At 53.9% G+C, this 18880-nt stretch carries 16 protein-coding genes; 7 read left to right on the forward strand and 9 right to left on the reverse strand.

All coding sequences use genetic code 11. The annotated features are described in order from the left end of the window. Positions 1–73: 73 nt before the first annotated feature. Together ASF29_RS16725 and ASF29_RS16730 are read right to left on the reverse strand one after the other, a co-directional pair. Complete coding sequence (locus ASF29_RS16725) at positions 74–1036, reverse strand: MBL fold metallo-hydrolase (protein WP_062451933.1); 963 nt, start codon at positions 1034–1036, stop codon at positions 74–76. A gap of 190 nt (positions 1037–1226) precedes the next feature. Beyond that, entirely contained in the window at positions 1227–2165 is a 939-nt protein-coding gene (locus tag ASF29_RS16730) for an AraC family transcriptional regulator (RefSeq protein ID WP_062451801.1), read from the reverse strand. A 354-nt stretch (positions 2166–2519) separates the two neighbouring features. Between ASF29_RS16730 and ASF29_RS16735 the strand changes: the two genes are divergently transcribed. From ASF29_RS16735 to tehA, 3 genes are all read left to right on the forward strand, one after another. After that, on the forward strand, positions 2520–3350 hold the full coding sequence (locus ASF29_RS16735; protein WP_062451802.1) for an AraC family transcriptional regulator: 831 nt from the start codon (positions 2520–2522) through the stop codon (positions 3348–3350). Between the two features lie 260 nt (positions 3351–3610). After that, positions 3611–4591: an alpha/beta hydrolase gene (locus ASF29_RS16740; RefSeq protein WP_062451803.1), complete on the forward strand. Its 981-nt coding sequence runs from the start codon at positions 3611–3613 to the stop codon at positions 4589–4591. Positions 4592–4721: 130 nt separating this feature from the next. Further along, positions 4722–5741 carry a dicarboxylate transporter/tellurite-resistance protein TehA gene (gene tehA / locus ASF29_RS16745; protein WP_062451934.1) on the forward strand — a complete coding sequence of 340 codons (1020 nt, stop codon included), beginning with the start codon at positions 4722–4724 and terminating at the stop codon, positions 5739–5741. Between the two features lie 79 nt (positions 5742–5820). Here tehA and ASF29_RS16750 read toward each other — a convergent pair whose 3' ends face one another. The 3 genes from ASF29_RS16750 to ASF29_RS16760 form a co-directional block, all read right to left on the reverse strand. Next, on the reverse strand, positions 5821–6363 hold the full coding sequence (locus ASF29_RS16750) for a PAS domain-containing protein (RefSeq protein WP_062451804.1): 543 nt from the start codon (positions 6361–6363) through the stop codon (positions 5821–5823). Positions 6364–6774: 411 nt separating this feature from the next. Beyond that, positions 6775–7239, reverse strand: coding sequence for a DUF1348 family protein (locus ASF29_RS16755; RefSeq protein ID WP_062451805.1), 465 nt, complete (start codon positions 7237–7239; stop codon positions 6775–6777). 61 nt (positions 7240–7300) lie between these two features. Beyond that, positions 7301–7849, reverse strand: coding sequence for a peroxidase-related enzyme (locus ASF29_RS16760; protein ID WP_062451806.1), 549 nt, complete (start codon positions 7847–7849; stop codon positions 7301–7303). A gap of 465 nt (positions 7850–8314) precedes the next feature. Here ASF29_RS16760 and ASF29_RS16770 point away from each other — a divergent pair, with 465 nt between their 5' ends. The 3 genes from ASF29_RS16770 (at position 8315) to ASF29_RS16780 (ending at position 11892) form a co-directional block, all read left to right on the forward strand. Next, positions 8315–8926, forward strand: a complete 612-nt coding sequence (locus ASF29_RS16770) for a glutathione S-transferase (protein WP_062451808.1) — start codon at positions 8315–8317, stop codon at positions 8924–8926. 19 nt (positions 8927–8945) lie between these two features. Next, entirely contained in the window at positions 8946–11027 is a 2082-nt protein-coding gene (locus ASF29_RS16775; RefSeq protein WP_062451809.1) for a pyridoxamine 5'-phosphate oxidase family protein, read from the forward strand. A 91-nt stretch (positions 11028–11118) separates the two neighbouring features. Then, on the forward strand, positions 11119–11892 hold the full coding sequence (locus ASF29_RS16780; protein WP_062451810.1) for an alpha/beta hydrolase: 774 nt from the start codon (positions 11119–11121) through the stop codon (positions 11890–11892). Between the two features lie 64 nt (positions 11893–11956). Here the strand turns inward: ASF29_RS16780 and ASF29_RS16785 are convergent, their stop codons facing one another. From ASF29_RS16785 to ASF29_RS16800, 4 genes are all read right to left on the reverse strand, one after another. Next, complete coding sequence (locus ASF29_RS16785) at positions 11957–12853, reverse strand: LysR family transcriptional regulator (protein ID WP_062451811.1); 897 nt, start codon at positions 12851–12853, stop codon at positions 11957–11959. A gap of 107 nt (positions 12854–12960) precedes the next feature. After that, a complete protein-coding gene (locus ASF29_RS16790; RefSeq protein ID WP_139104397.1) occupies positions 12961–13266 on the reverse strand; it encodes a hypothetical protein in 306 nt (101 codons plus the stop codon). A 715-nt stretch (positions 13267–13981) separates the two neighbouring features. Then, positions 13982–15004, reverse strand: coding sequence for a CE1758 family FMN-dependent luciferase-like monooxygenase (locus ASF29_RS16795; protein ID WP_062451813.1), 1023 nt, complete (start codon positions 15002–15004; stop codon positions 13982–13984). A gap of 162 nt (positions 15005–15166) precedes the next feature. Continuing rightward, entirely contained in the window at positions 15167–15787 is a 621-nt protein-coding gene (locus tag ASF29_RS16800) for an isochorismatase family protein (protein WP_062451814.1), read from the reverse strand. 284 nt (positions 15788–16071) lie between these two features. Between ASF29_RS16800 and ASF29_RS16805 the strand changes: the two genes are divergently transcribed. Continuing rightward, the gene (locus ASF29_RS16805; RefSeq protein WP_062451815.1) at positions 16072–18375 is read left to right on the forward strand and encodes an FdhF/YdeP family oxidoreductase; all 2304 of its coding nucleotides are present in this window, start codon (positions 16072–16074) and stop codon (positions 18373–18375) included. Positions 18376–18880: the final 505 nt, after the last annotated feature.

The following is an 18880-nucleotide window of genomic DNA, read 5'->3' on the forward strand; positions in this document are numbered from 1 at the left end:
TAGACGCTCGTTGTCTGGGGTTGCGCTTGTGGTTTGGTTCATCGGATAGCGCCGTGAATACCGTCGCGCTTGCTTAGACGCCCTTGTAGACAAGACGAGTGAAGAAGGCTGGGCTGATGATCGCTTTGCCCCATTGCTCGTCAAATGCATCAGTCGGGTTGGCTGCGACCGTCTCCTCGACGGAGCGACCCGCCGATTTCAGCCTCGCCACATTGTCCCTGATGGTCGCCAGCATCTCGTGATAATGCTTCAGATCGTCGAGCGTGCTGAGCGGCTTGCCATGACCAGGAATGATGACGGTATCGGAATCCACCGCAGCGATGACTTTCGCTGAAGCTGCGATTGTTCCGTCTATGCTTCCGCCGGTCGAATAGTCGATGAACGGGTAAAGTCCGTTCCAGAAGATGTCCCCGACATGGATCACGTTGGCTTCCTCGAAGAAAACGGAGATGTCGCTGTCCGTGTGGGCTGGTTGATAGGTTGTGATCGCGATCTTTGCTCCTTCAAGTTCCAGAGCCTTGTCGCCTGTTATCAGGGTCGCAGGGATCGCACCGGAGGGGGAAGGCGGAAAGTCGAAGTTCCAATCATCGACCCGCTGCGCCTCAAGCAGGTGCCGGCGTGTGTTCTCATGAGCAGTGATGGCGGCGCCTACAGAGTGCAGCCACTCGTTTCCGTCGGTATGGTCGAAGTGCCAATGCGTGTTGATGAGATGGGTGACAGGCTGATTGCCTAGCTTCGAAAGGGCCTGCTCGATCCGAGCACGCGTTGCGGTGATACCCGCGTCTACGAGAACCTTACCTTGCTTGCCGGTCAAGACGGCAATATTGCCGCCGGAGCCTTCCAGCACTGAAATATTTCCACGGGTCGGATGTGTGGTGATGTCGGCATGGGCTGCCGCTTCCCTGAGCGAATCCACGATGGTGTCAGGTTTTGCGAAGGCACGGCGTGCCAGAAACGGCGCGGCGGCAAAAGCCGCAAGAGCTCCCGTGAGTAAGGAGCGGCGATTAACAGATGGATGATTGGCGATCGAGTTCATGGCGGCGAGGTCCCCTTTGGATGCGACAATGCCTAAGACCATACCTTCGGGAGCCCATTCGATAATGAGCAAAGCGTGCAAGGCTTTATTCCGCTTTTACGTAACAGTGTTATCCTCGGGCCGCCACGCGTCCGCATCAATGTTCATTGGTGGTAAAGGAAGACTGGTCGCCGCAATTACGCGACCCTTTTTAGGAGCTCTTACGCCAATGGCCAGGGGTGAAACCTGTTGACTTAGTAAAGACGCGCGTGAAATGGCTTTGATCTGCAAATCCGCATGAGTAAGCTATTTCGGCAAGCGAAAGCGCAGTTTCTTTCAAAAGTCGCTTGGCCGCCTCGACTCGGTAGGCTCGTAGCCACCTGAAGGGCGGGTTTCCGGTTGTCGTTTTAAACGCGTTGCCAAACACAGAAACTGGCATGTCCAAACTCGCCGCAATATCTACCAAAGAAGGCTCAACAGTTAGATCTGCTGTAAGTAAATCTTTGGCGAGCCGCTCCTGTCGCATGCTCAGGCGACGGAATTTCAAGTCAAGTCGTGGCGCAGTGGAATAACGCTCTATGAGGTGACTATGCAGGGCTAGAATCAGATGGTCGAACAACAGGCTTTCAACACCATCATTATTGGCAAGAGCGGACAAAAGAGCCTGGCCTAAAAGTGCGACGAATGGATCAGCCTGCGAGTTTGTTTGGAGAAGAACTGTGAAATCGGGGACACGGTCGTCGTTCGAGAGTTCACGAAGCGCCATCTCTGGCAAGTGAACTTGGATGGAGGCAAATGGGTTGCTGAAGAGCCCTTGTGTCTCCTCTTCAAGGTGAACCAAGTTCATTGAACCCGCAGGATAGTCATCAGAGTTGACAAACTGACCCCATTTCCATTGTTCGTGCCCAGTCATCGGTGTCAGCCACAACGAAAGAAGAAGCGCTTTCTCGCTGGGCAGCGGTGTCGTCAGTTCGCGGAGAGCGTGGATCACTTCAAGATGCGTGAGCGTAATGGCAGACGACTTGATCGTGAGAGTGTGGCGGGTCGGTGGAGCTGCGAGGCCGAAGACGTTTCCGATTACTTGGCCGATTGGCGATTTAGATGAAGCAAGGAGCTCGCGTACCTCTTCGGGGTTATCTTGCTGATCCATGGTTTCCCCGATTTTGCCGCCATTCGGACAATTTGCAACATGACCTTAAACGCGAGGGAAATTTCGTCTTGAAGATAAACGACCGATTTTGAAGATTATTGTACATGCCGCCGCGTTCAATTTTCAATGAACGCGTTGTATCCACGAACTTTTTTAAACAGCCTCTTCTGGGGGTATGTCACCGGCTGTTAAGGTTACACGTGGACAATCGTCGAGCAGGCAAACGGTATCGATTGGGCCTCGCGGCGGTACATGATGTGGAGGCTTCGTCACTGCGTTGTCAGCCGCAAGGTCCCTACAATTTTCTTCACCAAGTTGGTGGTGCGAAACAGCGTCTTGAGGGTATCCTGATCAATGAAGCGGAACGTACTTAAAGCCGATGGCATTGAAATCGTTCATGTCGTTTCCAACCAGGAAGCCGCTAGCCACGAAACGAAAGCGGTCCCGAACTTCGATGGGTTTACCGTGATCGTCCAGAGAGCCGATTATATCAGGCATAGTGTTTGGCGTTCGGGTCGGCTGGTCTTCAGTGGAGGTCACGCGTCGGGAAGCATGGCGATAATGGACCTCGAGGAAAACTGGTCGTGTAGACCGGAGTCGGCTTTCGACAATGTCAGGTTCAACATCTCGAGCGCCGGGCTGAGGGACTTTGCGCTTGAACAAGGTCGGGTTCCATTTGCGCTGTTGCGAATAGAAGACGGGCCTGTCGATCCTATCCTCAAAGGGTTAACGGAGACCTTCGTTCCGCTGGTGACCAATAATTCGCCACACAGGAAGCTGTTGATAGACCATCTTGCCGAAGCAGTGAAAGCTCACGTCGCGTATCGCTACGGAGGCATTGCTCTCACTGAACGCAAGGGCGGATTGTCTGCCAAACATCTGGATCTTGCAACGCAATATTTCGTCAGCTGCGTAGACAAGGTGGTCGAGATAGACGAAATCGCATCGCTTTGCGGCCTTTCGGTCGGATACTTTATTAGAGCTTTCAAACGCTCTACGGGGCTGACACCCTATCAATGGCTCCTCGATTATCGCGTCCGGCAAGCTCAGGACATGTTGCGTCGAGGAATTCCGCTCGCTCAGATAGCGCTGGAGTGCAGCTTCGCGGATCAGGGCCATTTTTCACGTGTGTTCAAAGCGAAGTTCGGAGTGTCTCCAGCGGCTTGGAGAGACGGTATCCGTTAGCCATCCCGAAAGCGCAGCGGCTAGCTTTCGGGAAAAGCTTTGCGCGAGCGTGAATTTTTCGACACATCGCGAAAACTATCAAGTAACGCGGCTCTGCTTGACACAGTGTCGCGACCGCCCGGCTTGAGCTCAAAAGGGCGTCACCGTTTCGCAATTTGGAATAAATACTTTCACATTCTGCCGATTATCGCCGCGGCATCACCCGTTATGTTCTTCTCCAGGTCAGCACATCGCTGCCATCCAACCTGAGGAGAACTGAAATGAAGCACATATTGGCAGTCATGATGTTGGCAAGCGTGAGCTTTGCCTCGTTTTCTCATGCCGCGTCACCTCAAACAGCAAAAGCTGTCACAGCTATGCAACATGCTCCTGTCACGGTCCACTACCGGACGGTGGAAGTGGATGGAGTAAATATCTTCTACCGTGAGGCAGGCCCTAAAGACGGGCCGGTAGTCCTTCTCCTTCATGGCTTCCCCACGTCGTCGCATATGTTTCGCAATTTGATCCCGCAGCTCGCAGATCGCTATCGCGTAATTGCTCCAGATTACCCTGGCTTTGGCCAGAGCGACGCTCCAGATCATACAAAGTTCGCCTACACGTTTGAGCATTACGCAAACCTTGTAGATGGGCTTCTGGCTAAGGTCGATGCCAAGCAATATGCGATGTATGTCATGGATTACGGTGCACCCGTCGGATATCGGCTTGCACTTAAGCACCCCGAGCGCGTCACTGGCCTCATCGTACAAAATGGCAACGCCTACGAGGAAGGTCTTCGAGAATTCTGGGACCCGATTAAAAAGTACTGGGGCGATGGTTCTAGTGAAAGCCGCGAGGCACTCTCTGGATTGGTCACGCTTGAAACCACCAAATTCCAGTATACGGATGGTGTAAAAGACTTGACTCGGATCAGCCCGGACAACTGGGTCCACGACCAGGCTCTCCTTGACCGCCCAGGAAATAAAGACATCCAGCTAGATCTGTTTCATGATTATGGAACGAATGTGCCCCTTTATCCGAAGTTCCAGCAGTTCTTTCGCGATCGTAAACCGCCGACCCTGATCGTATGGGGCAAAAACGATAAAATTTTCCCGGAAGAGGGTGCGCACCCGTATCTTCGTGATTTACCCAATGCTGAAATCCACATTCTCGATACTGGCCACTTTGCCCTTGAGGACAAGCTGGATGAGATGGCACCGCTCATCCATAGCTTTCTGGACCGTAAATTGTCCGCTAAAAAATGAAGTAAGTACAGCGGTGCGGTCTATAACCGCGCCGCTGAATTCGCCCGTCCCTCGTCGAAGCTTCGGCCCCCAAAAATCAGGCGAGGGATTTGATGCAAATCCCAGTCGTATGCAATTCTGGAGCCAGGATATGTTTGAGAGCAATAGACGCGATTCCGCTTCTAACTGGCTTGCTAGGGTGCCAGCGTCATTTTTTGGCATCGTGCTTGGCCTGATCGGGTTCGGAAGTTCATGGCGGACAGCCGCGGAAGCATGGGCTTTGCCCTCTTTGCCAGGGGAGATCCTCAGTCTTTCTGGCGCCGCGGTGTGGCTGGTCATCACTGTGCTGTATGGTCTCAAATGGGTTCTAGCACCAGCGGCGGCGCTCGCCGAGGCGGATCATGCCGTTCAATGTTGCTATGTGGGGTTGGCAGGCGTTGCGACCATGCTCGCTGGCCTGGCCCTGCTTCCGTATTCTCTGCTCTTCACAAAGGCGCTGTTTGCCGCCGGTTTCGTGTTCACCTTTTCCTTCGCGTTGTGGCGAACCGGTCGACTATGGCAGGGTGCCAGAGACCCCTCCGCATCTACCGCTGTCTTGTATTTGCCGACCGTCGCAGGCTCATTTGTAACTGCGATCCTTTTAGGCGCGCTGGGTTCCCGTGAAACAGGGCAACTGGCCTTTGGGGCGGGCTTTTTCTCCTGGCTCGCTATCGAATCCGTTCTTTTGCATCGTTTCTATACTCTACCCGAAATGGCCGCGGCATTGCGACCAACCCTCGGCATTCAACTCGCACCACCAGCAGTGGGCAGCGTCGCCTATTTGAGCGTCATCGGCAGCGTACCGGATGTCTTCGTTCACGCACTCTTGGGCTACGCGATACTGCAACTCGCGATCATACTGCGCCTCTTGCCGTGGATCCTGAGGCAACCGTTCTCGGCGTCTTACTGGGCTTTTACGTTTGGTCTGACATCCATTTCGACGGCCGCGATCAGGGTCGCAAGCTCGAGCACAGACATCATCTTAGAAGGCTTATCCGTCGCATTATTTGCTATAACAAATGGGGGCCTTATCGCCATTTGCGTTGGATCGATCTTGCTTCTGGTCCGGGGAAGCTTTTTACCGGCCGCTTCTATCGCATCCGTGACCCCGAATAGTGGAGTGACAGGGTAATCGAAGCGCCAGTGGAGCGCGATCGTTAAATGAACGAAGCTGTATGGCAGTGCAGACGAGGCGCTCGTATCGGAGAACTTCACCGGTTGCCGGTTAACACCAGATTGCGTGATGTCAAATCGAGGGTGCCCGTCAGCTTCTTACGAAGCAGCTTCAAAGCTTTTTCAATATTCTTTACGATATCGAGGCGCCTGTTAGCCTGGGCGAGGCTCAATGCCCGCAGGCAATGCCAGAATGCCGGTCCTGCCGAAAGATCGTCATGCCAACCAAGATACATGACCCCAGCGTAGACCGACGGCGTGCCCGAGGCATCACGGAAACACTGGCCAATCGTTGTCACTTCAACCTGATCTCCTTCTTGGGTCAGGACCTTATACTTATGTGAGTAGCGATCGCCCGATAATATGGCGTCGTCAATCGCGTCTTTGAGACCCGATTTTTCCGCTGGAACAATTTTGTGAAGATATTCGATGATCGGCTGTCCCTGTTTTGCTTTTTCAGGCTCCATACCGAAGAGAACCGCCATGACTTCGTCGGCATAGACGGCGTCTGCCTTCAGATCCCACGTGAAGAGGCCCGTGTAGCGAGCCTCAGGTTCTGTTCTGTTGACTGCGAGTGACAATGGTAGCCCCTTGATTGGCGGTTGACTTTCACCTTCGACGTAGAACGGCGAAATCACTCGTCAGTTGCATTGGGCTCGAACAGAGAACGCCTAATTCTCGCCACACAACAAGCAAACGAACTAGCCTGGGACAGCAATTTGTCGACGGCTGAATTTAACATATACTCCCCTTGCCACTCTGTTAATTCCTCATATCGGAACAGTTTATGCCGTTGACAGAGTGTCGTTGGTGCAATCGAAAGATGCCGGCCTTGCGAGAAGCTTGAGACATGCGAGTGAAAAATACCGAAGAGATCCTTAAGCACCGGGATTATAGCGAGCGCTGATGCTCGTTTTGCAGCTCCGACAACGCTCAGAACGCTCCAATCTACGGGATCGGCGCGTTCAAGGCAGTGCGGAGTTAGAACCGGTTCAGAAACCGAAGTCACTCAAGCCGGGGTGATCATCAGGTCTACGACCTAAGGGCCAACGAAACTTTCTGTCAGCGTCGCTGATGGGATGCTCGTTGATGCTCGCATGTCGTTCTCGCATGAGCCCATCTTCAGCAAATTCCCAGTTCTCGTTTCCGTAAGCGCGGAACCACTGGCCATTGTCGTCGTGGTATTCGTAGGCGTAACGGACGGCAATCCGATTATCAGTAAAGGCCCAAAGCTCTTTTATGAGTCGATAATCGAGCTCTTTATTCCACTTACGGGTCAAGAATGCTTCGGCTTCAGCCCGATTCTTGGCGAATTCGGCGCGATTTCGCCAGCGCGTATCCAAGGTATAGGCCAAGGCCACCTTTGCAGCGTCGCGACTATTCCAGCCGTCCTCTGCGAGGCGTACTTTTTCGATAGCAGTGTCTTTGGTGAACGGTGGAAGCGGTGGTCGTGACATTGGTAGCTCCTCAGTCTGGGACAAAGCGGGAGGGTAACGACTTGGGTCGTTCCCTTTTATATTAAGCCGCAGCCTTATCGATGCGCGGGAAGTCGATCTCAGTTTCTAACGCCTCGTTGACGTAATTTGTGAAGGTGTTGAGAGCGACGTGAGCGATGATCTCTACGATCTCGGCATCAGCGTAGCCGGCTGATCGGACCTTCGCGATTTCTTCTGGACCGATAGCGCCTCTCGTGGTCGTTAGCGCACGCGCAAATTCTACAGCAGCAGCGGCCTTCGGATCATTCGATGTGCCCCGACGATTCGCAAAGATTTCATCGGCGTCGAGCTTGGCGAATTTGGTGCCAGTAAACGTATGAGCGGAAAGGCAGTAGTCGCAGCCGTTCGCTTCAGCCATGGCCAGCGCGATACGTTCGCGCGTGGCTGGAGCGAGTTTCCCTTTTGCCAATGCACCTTGAAGAGACGTCAGTCCGGTGAGCGCGGCAGGGCTATTTGAGACCAGCCGAAAGATGTTCGGCACCGAGCCGATCTGCTTCTTAATAGTCTCGAGGATCGGCTGGGATTCCTCTGGTGCATCGGCGATTGTAGCCGGTGTGGGAATGCGGGACATTGTTTTCTCCTTTTCAAACTGCGAAAGACCTTCCTTTCGTCGAATTGAAAATGAGCCTGCAAGGGCTCCACTTGAAGACCGAAAACAAGAAAGGCAGCATTCCGCAAATCGAAGGAATTGGCCTTCTATCCATGCTGTGGAGCATGTGGCAAACCGCCAATGCCCATTTGACCGAAGGCCGACGAGCATGCACGGCTGCCGAGAGTAGAGTTATGTTTTAACAATCGCTCAGACTTCTGCATCCGGTTGCTTTGATGGATGTGCGAGCGCAAAGGCGTCGTCCGCTTCCCGCACGTTCTACGGCAGACTGGTGTGCGCCGGCGCGAGACAGGGACGATCACGCCAATTGCCTGTCATATGTGGAATACTGACTTCCGTGAAAACCGTCTTCATTGATTGAGCCGACCTGCGCAAATTAGCTCTCAGGAGTGGCTCACACGGGTTACTCGAAATGGAGAGATTGTCATGAAGTTGTATTTTCATCCCTTGTCCGGCCACGCACACCGAGCCCGCCTCTTTCTTTCTCTTGTTGCTCAGCCATTTGAGTTGATCGAGGTCGATCTAACCAAAGGAGACCACAAAAAGCCGGAGTTCCTTAAGCTCAACCCTTTCGGCCAAGTTCCGGTGCTCATAGACGGTGAAACTGCCATATCGGACTCTAACGCGATCCTCACTTACGTCGCAAAGAAACTTGGAAAGTCCGACTGGTTGCCTGAGGATCCGACCGGGGCTGCTCACATTCAACGTTGGCTTTCAGTTGCCGCAGGACAGATTGCATTTGGTCCCGCCGCCGCCCGTTTGATCACCGTCTTCGGTGCGAAGTATAATGCAGACGAAGTCATTGCACGTGCTCACGCGCTCTATTCTGTTTTGGATCGGGAACTTGCTACCCGTCAGTGGCTTGTATCTGACCGTCCCACAATTGCTGATGTCGCGATCTATAGCTACACGGCACGTGCTCCTGAGGGCAACGTAGACCTTTCCGCCTATCCCAATGTTCGCGCCTGGCTCGAACGTGTCGAGTCTCTTCCGGGCTTCGTCGAATTCGGAAAGACGCCGGTTGGCCTAGCAGCGTAACGCACCCTTGGAGACTGTCATGGCGGCTGATGCAAAGATTGTTTACGAACTGCCGGAAGCGCCATGGCACAGGGGCGAGATTGAGATCCAATCGTCCGTCGGGGTCGTGGAAAAGATGTACGATGTAGGGCGCCGCTACATCAGAAGTCGTCTATTAGAGCAGCATCAAAAGTTTTATCCTCAACTTCCCTTCCTGGTCGTTGGTGCCGTTGACCGTCAGGACAATCCGTGGGCAACCTTTCTGACCGGGTATCCAGGCTTCCTCAAGGCGAGCGATGAGCATACGCTTGGCATTTCGACAAAATTTGATCAGTCCGATCCCGCATTTGAAGGTGCCCACGAAGGTGCGCCAATTGGCGTTCTTGGCATCGAGCTTCACACGCGCAGACGAAACAGGCTCAACGGAAATATCCGTCGACACACTGAAACCGGCTTCGATCTGCAAGTAATCCATAGCTATGGAAATTGCCCAAGGTACATCCAGTATCGTGACCACCACTTTGAGCGTGATCCAACAGTCGCTTTCGAACCGGTTGTGGAGACTCTAGATGGTCTCGATGATGAGGCTCGAGCTCTCATAGGCTTGGCGGATACATTTTTTGTTGCCTCTTATGCGGAGGTTGGTAGAGACCGCCAAGTCGACGTGTCTCATCGCGGAGGAAAGCCGGGTTTTGTCCGGGTAGGCGCTGACGGGGTCTTCACGATCCCTGACTTCAACGGCAATTTTTTCTTTAACACCCTTGGAAATTTTGCCCTGAACGGCCGCGCTGGATTGACGTTTCTCGACGCCTATTCAGGTGATGTTCTTCAGCTGTCCGGACGGGCAAAGGTTCTCCTCGAATCACCTGAAATTGCCGCGTTCCAGGGCGCAGAGAGGCTCTGGACCTTTCGCCCAGAGCGTATCGTACGACGCCGCGGAGCGCTACCGATTCGCTGGAATACGAGAGATGGAGGGGAGAGCCCGTTTTCAACGATGACAGGAGACTGGAGCCAAGTCGGTGAACGTTTGAAAGCCGCGGAACTCGCTAAGGCATGGCGGCCATTCAAGGTTGATCGGGTTGTCGATGAAAGTTCAGTCATCAGATCAATTTACCTCTCGGCAAGCGACGGAGCGGGCCTGATCCCTCATAAGGCAGGACAACATCTTCCAATCCGTGTCTTACTTACGGATGATGAGGATCCCGTTATCAAAACCTACACGCTCTCGACTGCGCCGTCAGACGCTGGTTACCGGATTAGCGTAAAAAAAGAGGGGCGCGTCTCGCAGCACTTGCACCAATTGGATGTCGGTTCACTCATTGAGGTGCGCGCGCCAGCCGGTGGATTCACAATCGACCCCCTAGAAGAGCGTCCCGCCGTTTTACTAGCAGCCGGAGTGGGGATTACTCCCATGTTGGCGATGCTACGACACATTGTCTATGAGGGTCGGCGGAAGCAGAAGATGCGTAAGACGTGGATGATATACTCCGCGCGAAGTAAGGCGGAACAGGGCTTTTCTGAAGAACTTGCAGACCTGGTCTCTCAAAGTGATGGGGCCGTATCATTGATCCGGGTACTGTCTTCTCAACAAGAGGCCGTCAAAGAGATTGATTACGACGAAATCGGCCGCATAAATATCGCTCTTCTGAAAAAGGTCCTGCCATTCGGGGACTTCGACTTCTATTTGTGCGGTCCAGCCGCTTTCATGCAAGATACTTATGACGGGCTGCGATCGCTAAGCGTAGCAGACAAGCGCATTTTCGCCGAAAGCTTCGGCCCGGCTTCGATCTTGCGTCGTCCAGATATCGGCTCATTGGCGGCTGAAGGTGCTCTTCCCTCGGCAAACGACGTCCCCGTTGTCTTCACGGAATCTGGAAAGCAAGCACTATGGCGTCCAGAAAGTGGCACCTTGTTGGAGCTTGCCGAGGCTGAAGGATTATCCCCGGATTACAGCTGCCGAGGTGGAACCTGCGGGACCTGCGCCACTCGGATAGTGAAGGGAAAGGTAGCCTATAAAACGCTGCCTCAGGCTGCCGTGGGAGATGAGGAGGTCCTCATTTGCAGTGCATATCCCGCTCAGACCGATCTTGTAGATGACGGCCCGCTAGAACTCGCACTCTGACCGCTGCCACCTATAGAGCACTGCGGTTTAGTCAGTGGGAAAGGCTAGCGACCAGAAATGAAAATACCAGCTCTTTAAGAAGGAGATCGAAATGCTGACAATCAAGAAGGTACTGTCCGCGGCAATTATCGCGGCCGCTATTACAGCGCCGGCCGGCGCACAATCGCCCAAGCCGACCGTCGTGTTAGTTCACGGTGCATTCGCTGACGCTTCGAGTTGGAATGGGGTGATTTCGCGACTGCACGCGGACGGCTTCGAAGTCGTTGCCGTTGCAAATCCCCTTCGAGGCGTGAAAACTGACGGCGATTACGTTGCAAGGATCGTTTCAAGCATCAAAATGCCGGTGGTTCTCGTGGGCCACTCCTATGGGGGAGCTGTCATCAGTGCGTCCGCCGTCGGCGCGAAGAACGTCAAGGCGTTAGTTTTTGTCGGAGCGTTCGCACCTGACATCGGCGAGTCAGCTGCGGATCTTAGCGCCAAGTATCCCGGTAGCACGCTGGAGCCGACGCTCGACGAACCAGTCATCTTAGCAGACGGAGGCAAAGATATGTATATTGCTAAAGAAAAATTCCATGGGCAATTTGCCGCCGATGTCCCGGCAGCCGTCGCCGCTCTCATGGCAGATACACAGCGCCCTGTAACGCTGTCAGCCCTCACTGAGGCCGCTCCAGGTGCCGCATGGAAGGAAATTCCCTCCTACTTCATCTATGGTGAGAAGGATAAGAACATTCCAGCGAGGGCATTGGGATGGATGGCCGAGCGAGCATCCTCTAAAGAAACCGTTGTTGTGAGCGGGGCGTCCCATGTCGTTATGGTTTCTCACCCGGACGAAGTCGTTAAGGTCATCGAAGAAGCCGCAAAGTAGATCCGGAGGGTGCTCGTGCTGCTGGAACACGGTGACCGCGCGACAACGCGCGGTCGAAAACGCATCAGCTAAAATGCCGGTTCGCTCTGAGCTTTGCCACGGCGAAATCCACAAAACTTCTCACCTTTGCAGAGGCGTGACGTCCATCGGGGTGAACGACGTGTATAGGCAGCGGCTCTTCCTCATAATCAGCCAGAACTGTCTGAAGTTGACCGCGCTCGAGCTCCGGGGCGATCTGGTAGGAAAGCACCCGAGTAAGGCCCCATCCCTTGACCGCCGTGGAAATCGCTGCTTCGTTCGTGCTTGTGAAAAGACGCGGGCTCACATGCACGACCGTCTTTTGCTCCGAACCAAAACGCCACTCCAATGATGACCAAGCGCTCGTTGAAGCGACAATTCGGTGACGAGACAGATCCGAGGGGGTGAGAGGAACGCCATTCCGATCGAAATAGTCAGGAGATCCGCAGATCACCCGCTTCACGGAGCCAACTCGAATGGCAGAAAAACCCGAGTCCGGCAAGTGGCCAATACGTATCGACACATCGATGCCCTCATCGACAATGTTTACAACGCGATCCAAAAATAAGCACCGTCCAATCACGTCTGGATATTCATCCAAGTATTCCGTGACCACGGGTAGCACAAACATTGTGCCGAACATGGAAGAGGCCGTGATAGAGAGTGTACCGGTGGGTTTCGCGAATGCGCCCGCAGCTGCCGCTTCGGCGTCTGCAAGATCCGCTAATAACCTCTGGCAGTCGGTGAAATACCTGTTACCGGACTCGGTCAATTTCACGGATCGGGTGGTGCGCGTCAGAAGACGCGTTCCAATGATATCCTCTAGCGAGGAAACAACGCGGGTAACGGCAGGAGGGCTCATGTGGAGTTGGCGTCCAGCGTCCGCAAAGCTCTCTGCTTCCGCGACCTTTACGAATACTTTCATGGCTTGCCAGCGATCCATGCGTTCCCCTCCTTGAATAACTTCGCTACTTCGTTGCATCCTCGGTTTGCAATAGCATCGCGGGATCGGCACGAAACATGGTGTTGATATAGCTGTAATGCCGGCTGCTACATCGGTGCGGACAGCATTTCGTTGATCTGCCGGCTGACATCCATTGTGGTGAAAGCAATCAGCTTCTTCTTTGCAGCGTCGGCCGCGGCGTCGTTACCCTCGCGGACAGCAAGGGCATATTTGACCGCGACATCTGTCACAGCATTGAAACTTGCTCCGCGCATCGCGGCGTCAATTTCGGCGCCAGTTAATCCAAGCTCGCTCGCCTCCGCGAGCAGACTTTCATCGATAGATGCCCCCCTGGCTTCAGTCGCCAGTCGGATATGTATACGCATAATCGGTGTTAATGGATTCTTCGTCACTGGAGGTCTCCGATTTTAGTTCTTCATGGTGATGTTCTCCGCTCGTCGTTGAGACCCAGTGTCAAGCTGAATTCTTACGGGTGACAGCGAGTTCTTCGCCGAGCGTCACCCATAAGAATAGTGTATCTGGAGCGTTAATTAAGCTCGCAAATCGCAAATGCTTTCTTCCGCCCGCTGCAACAGTCCAGCGGGTTCGGGCTTCGCTATAAGGTGCGTACTCACAAGATCCGGCGACACATTGGCTTCAGCCATTGGATGATCGTTCTTGGCGACCTCAGCCAAGAAACGCCTGTTCTTGCAGTTCATGATATTTCGCGCGACGCTTGCGGCGCCGCATTTTTCAGAATTCGAAAGCTGTGTGACAACAACACACAGCCGAAAGTAAGCCGCGGACTAAGTGCTTCGGCGCTCTGGTATCGTAGAGCCACGGTTTGCCGAGACCTACAAGCATCGTGCCTTCGCCAGCCAATAATTAAACGTGGAGGGGTTCAGGGTATTGTAAGCTACCGCCGCATTTTGGACGCCAGCGTGTAGCGCCGTAGGGGGCGATGGTCTCGTAGAGCCGAGACCGCGCAATAGCTTCTGGCCCAGCCTTGGAATCAGCCCGTTTACAGGATCGGCATGGTGAGGCGTTGGAGCCTGCCAAAGTTGAGAACTGATCTTTGATGACGATAGTTGTGAGAATGTTGGTAATTGCCCTGAATTAGATATAGCCTCAAATAGGCTGTGCCGTGGACATCTCGCGGCGAAGGACTGGCGCAACTCGTTCGGCCAACAGATCAATTTGTTCAAGCACGGTCTTGAGCGGAACCCCACCCATTTCGAGCGTGAACAGCTGGCGGCGGTAATGGCCGAAATGTTCTCTAAAAGTCAGGATTTTGTCGATTACTTGCTGGGGACTTCCGACAGCCAGGGAGGTGTTCTCCATGACCTGCTCGAGCCCAGCACCGCGATAAATCCTGGAGTTGGCGAAAAAGGGCCGGTATTGCGCCAACGCGTCCTGAGAGTTTGGGTGCATGAAGATCTGTCCGCCAGCGCCGACGATTGCCTCCTCAGCCGTGCCGTGCCCGTAGTGGGCGAAGCGCTCGCGATACAGCTGCACAAGTTGACCAAAATGTTCGACCGGGCCGAAGAGATTGTTGGTAAAAAATGCATCGCCGTAATACGCCGCGATTTCGGCAACGTCGGGATTGGATACAGATCCATGCCACACAAGGGGCGGCTTCGCTCCAAACGGCCGAGGTGTGGACATGAATCCGCGCAAAGGGGTACGGAACTTACCTTCCCAATCAACACGATCCTCTCGCCAGAGCCTGTGCAGGAGACCGTAATTCTCGACGGTCAGAGCTACCGCGTCTTCAACGTTTTTTCCGAACCAAGAATAGACGGCGGTCGTGTTGCCGCGGCCGAGCATCAAATCGACGCGGCCCGCCGAAAGCTGCTGAAGCGTTGCAAAATCCTCTGCTATTTTTACAGGATCATTGGTCGTAATCAGCGTGGTCGACGTTGACAATGTGATCTGCTTTGTCTGACCGGCAATATAGCCCAGGATGGTGGTAGGGGAACTCGGGACGAAGGGTGGATTATGGTGTTCACCGATCGCAAAGACGTCTAGCCCAGCCTTGTCGGCATGGACCGCGATCTTCACCATAGCCTGGAGTTTTTCGTGCTCCGTCTGCGCCTTTCCAGTCGAAGGATCGGCAGTGACTTCACCGATGCTGAAAATCCCAACTTCCATTTCAAAGACCTCTGTAATCCGTAAACCTAGCTCAACAACTGCTGACCAAGCAGTAGACTGAAAATCATGGGCTCATATCTGGATGCGTGGATGGTGATGCGGCAGAGGGCGCTGTCTGCGGGCAATGAAATGGCCCCCAGACAGCGCCCTCTGCCGTCGCCCTCACTGCCCTTTGGCTGCAAGGTAGCCGGAGATGTTGTTGGCAGAGAATGGGAGATGATCGCCCATCAGTTGCGCGTGCTCCTGGCCGAGCTCCGAACGCCAGTCGCCGAGAAGTTCTGCGCCTACTGCGACCCAGGTGATTGGCTTGATGCCGACTTGCACCATACGTGCAATAGCGGCGTCCTCGACAATCTTGTTCCACGTTCCAGAAGCATCGATGACGGCATAGACGTCATAACCATCTTCTTTCGCTGATAACGCTGCAAAAGCGAGGCAAACCTCTGTCGAGATGCCAGCGATCAGCAGCTTCTTGCGCCCGGTGTTCTTAACTGCGGTAACAAAGTCCTTGTTATCCCAAGCATTGATTTCGCCCGGGCGGTGGACGATGGTCGCGTCTGGAAGAAGGTTTGTCACGATCGGCATGATAGGTCCGTTTGGACCATCAGAAGCGCTGGTCGTAATGATTGTCGGCAGCTTGTAGATCTTAGCAAGAGTGGCAAATGCTTTGACGTTGTTATTGAACTCCGGCGGGCTTTGGGTCTGCACGCCGTTGGCTAGGCCTGTTTGGTGATCGACGAAAAGTACTGCGGAATTCTGGGCTGTAATCCTGTCGTATGACATTGTCGTTCTCCTTTGATTGATGAGGTCGGTGGTTGATCACTCGACTGCTCTAAAGGTGTCATTCGAAGAGCCCATCCACTAGCGGCAACGGCCGGAACTCATAGTTGCTGAAATCGGAACAGCGTATGGATGAGACTGGCATCGCAGATGCCGCAAGCGGCTAGCTGTTGAGAGGCTCGCCCTTTTGAGGCTATGTGCTCCCGTACAAATCGTAACCGTGATGATCAAGACATCGACGAAAGATACGGCTTCCATCTCTGTTGTGTAACCGATCGGAGGCTAGCATGACGGAAGACAAGCTAGAGGGTGTTGAAGACTACCGCGCGCCGGCGGGAGGGTGGGGTGCTTTAAAAGCAGTTGCCAGGACCCTTAAAGAACAGCAACTCTCTTTGACCGGCGTTAACGCGTTACTCAAAGCAAATCAGCCGGACGGGTTTGATTGTCCGGGCTGCGCGTGGCCAGATCCCGACCATACCTCCGCATTTGAGTTCTGCGAAAACGGAGCAAAGGCGATTACATGGGAGGCCACCCGAAAAAGGGCGGATCCCGAGTTTTTCTCGCTCCATACCGTATCTGAAATGTGGGACTGGAGTGACCATCGCATCGAAGATTCCGGGCGCCTCACTTCACCGATGGTATATGATGCAGCAAGCGATCGCTTTAAAGCGATATCCTGGCAGCAGGCATTTGATACGATTGGGCAACGGTTGAGCGAGTTGTCAGATCCAAATCAGGCCGAGTTTTACACGTCTGGCCGCGCCTCAAACGAAGCCGCGTTCCTCTACCAGTTGTTTGTTCGCGCCTTTGGCACGAACAATTTTCCCGATTGCTCTAACATGTGTCACGAGGCGACGTCGGTCGGGCTTCCCCAGTCGATCGGAGTTGGCAAGGGAACTGTGGAGTTGGTTGATTTCGACAAATGTGACCTTATCATCAGCATCGGTCACAACCCTGGAACCAATCATCCGAGAATGATGACCACGTTGCACGACGCCTCCAAAAGAGGGGTCCCGATCATGGTATTCAATCCGCTGCGTGAGCGAGCGCTGGAACGTTTTGCGGCTCCGCAAAATCCTGTCGAGATGATTACTCTTTCCTCGACACCTATTGCATCCTCCTACCATCAAATCAAAACGGGAGGCGACATTGCGCTATTGAAAGGACTGATAAAACTGCTTTTCGAGCGGGATCTACTGGAAATCGAGGATGGTGGCGCCGGCCTTCTCGACCGCGAATTCATCGATAAACATACCTTTGGACTTGATGAAATCAAGACCGACGTTGAGGGAACAACATGGGACCAGATTTACCGGACTTCTGGCCTAGGACGTGAGGATTTCGAGAGCGCACTGAACACATATGTAAAGGCCGATCGGGTTATTATTTGCTATGGGATGGGTGTGACACAACACTTCGCTGGAACCGAAATCGTCCAGCAATTGGCGAACCTCCTCATGCTTCGCGGAAATATCGGAAAGCCGGGGGCCGGCCTGTGCCCGTTGCGCGGGCACTCCAACGTACAGGGGGATCGAACTGTCGGGATCACAGAAATGCCGAGCGCCGCACTTCTGGACGGCATCGAGAAAGCTTTTGGCTTCAGACCACCGGCGGAGAAAGGCCATAACGCTGTCGAGAGCCTAAAAGCGATTATTTCAAGGAAATCCAAAGCACTGATTTGCCTCGGAGGAAATCTTGCTGTCGCTATGCCGGACCCCGATGCTGTGTTCGAGGGCATGCGGCAACTTGAGCTGGCCGTTCATATCGCTACAAAGCCCAATCGATCTCATCTGCTGACGGCGGAAACATCGATCTTGCTGCCTGTCCTCGGCAGAACCGACCAAGATCAGCAAGGCACCGGGCTACAATCCGTGACAGTCGAGGACTCGATGTCGATGGTTCACGCCTCGAAGGGTTTCCTCAAACCTCCGAGCGAACAACTTCTGTCAGAGCCAGCGATCATTGCCGGGATTGCCAAAGCCACAATTGGGGAACGCTACCAGATACCATGGGACGAGATGGTGGAAGACTATGACCGCATCCGAGACAGAATCGAGATCGTCTTTCCTGAGTTCTTCGACTTCAATCTCAGAGTTCGCAAGCCAGGCGGTTTCCGTCTGGATATCCCTGCATCGAGACGTGAGTGGCATACGCCAAACCGGAAAGCCAATTTTCTGGTTGCGGCAGGGCTTGAGGACGATCCGCGATTGGTCGACCCCAAGTGCCTTGTTCTGACGACCATCCGCGCCCACGGTCAGTACAACACGACCATCTATAATATGGATGACCGTTATCGGGGCATTTTTGGCAGACGGGACGTGATTCTTATGAACAAAGCCGATATGGACCTACGCGGTATCACCGAAGGGGAGCAAGTTCAGGTCGCTGGAATGGACATCGGCCAACCTTTGAAATCACGTGTTCTGACTGGTTTCATAGCGGTTGAATACAACATTCCGCAAGGTTCGGTCGCAGGCTATTATCCAGAACTCAATAAGGTGATGGCGCTATCCGATTTCGACCCGAGATCAGGAACTCCGGCTTACAAGGGGGCGCCTGTGACGATCTCCAAGTGGAGCCCGTCACAGTGACTTAGGCAGATATTCGCGTTCGACACTTCCGAACTCTGCGATCCCTTGAGTAGATTATCCCTGGCCGCGGTCCTACTTCGCTGGCTTCTACCATTCGGACAGGCGAATCTAGCTACGCATCTCACGGAATTGGAGCTCATCTGACGCGAGCGAAGGTTGCGGCTTGAAGGGGACTGGGATAACACCTCGTCCTTATTACCTTGGTCGTCCGCAATCGATTGAGTGAAAGTTCCTCTCAGGAACGTCTGCACCGAAATTGAAGCTTCAAAAAAAAAGCTGCCTTCGGTGGCGGTACCGAAGGCAGCAAAGCCTGCGATGGGCAGGCGCCTGCGGCGAGGACCGCAGTTGAGCGGCGGGGAAACGGCCGTTCACGGCTATATAAAACATCTTCTGCAGCAGCAGTATTGAACAGGGCCTGGGAAGATGGGACAGCACGAAAATAAGTATCCTTAAGCCATGAGGATTGAATTTGCGCAGCATGGCCAAAGACGGCGGCGAGACCGAA

Source organism: Rhizobium sp. Leaf262, assembly GCF_001422245.1.
Lineage (GTDB): Bacteria > Pseudomonadota > Alphaproteobacteria > Rhizobiales > Rhizobiaceae > Agrobacterium.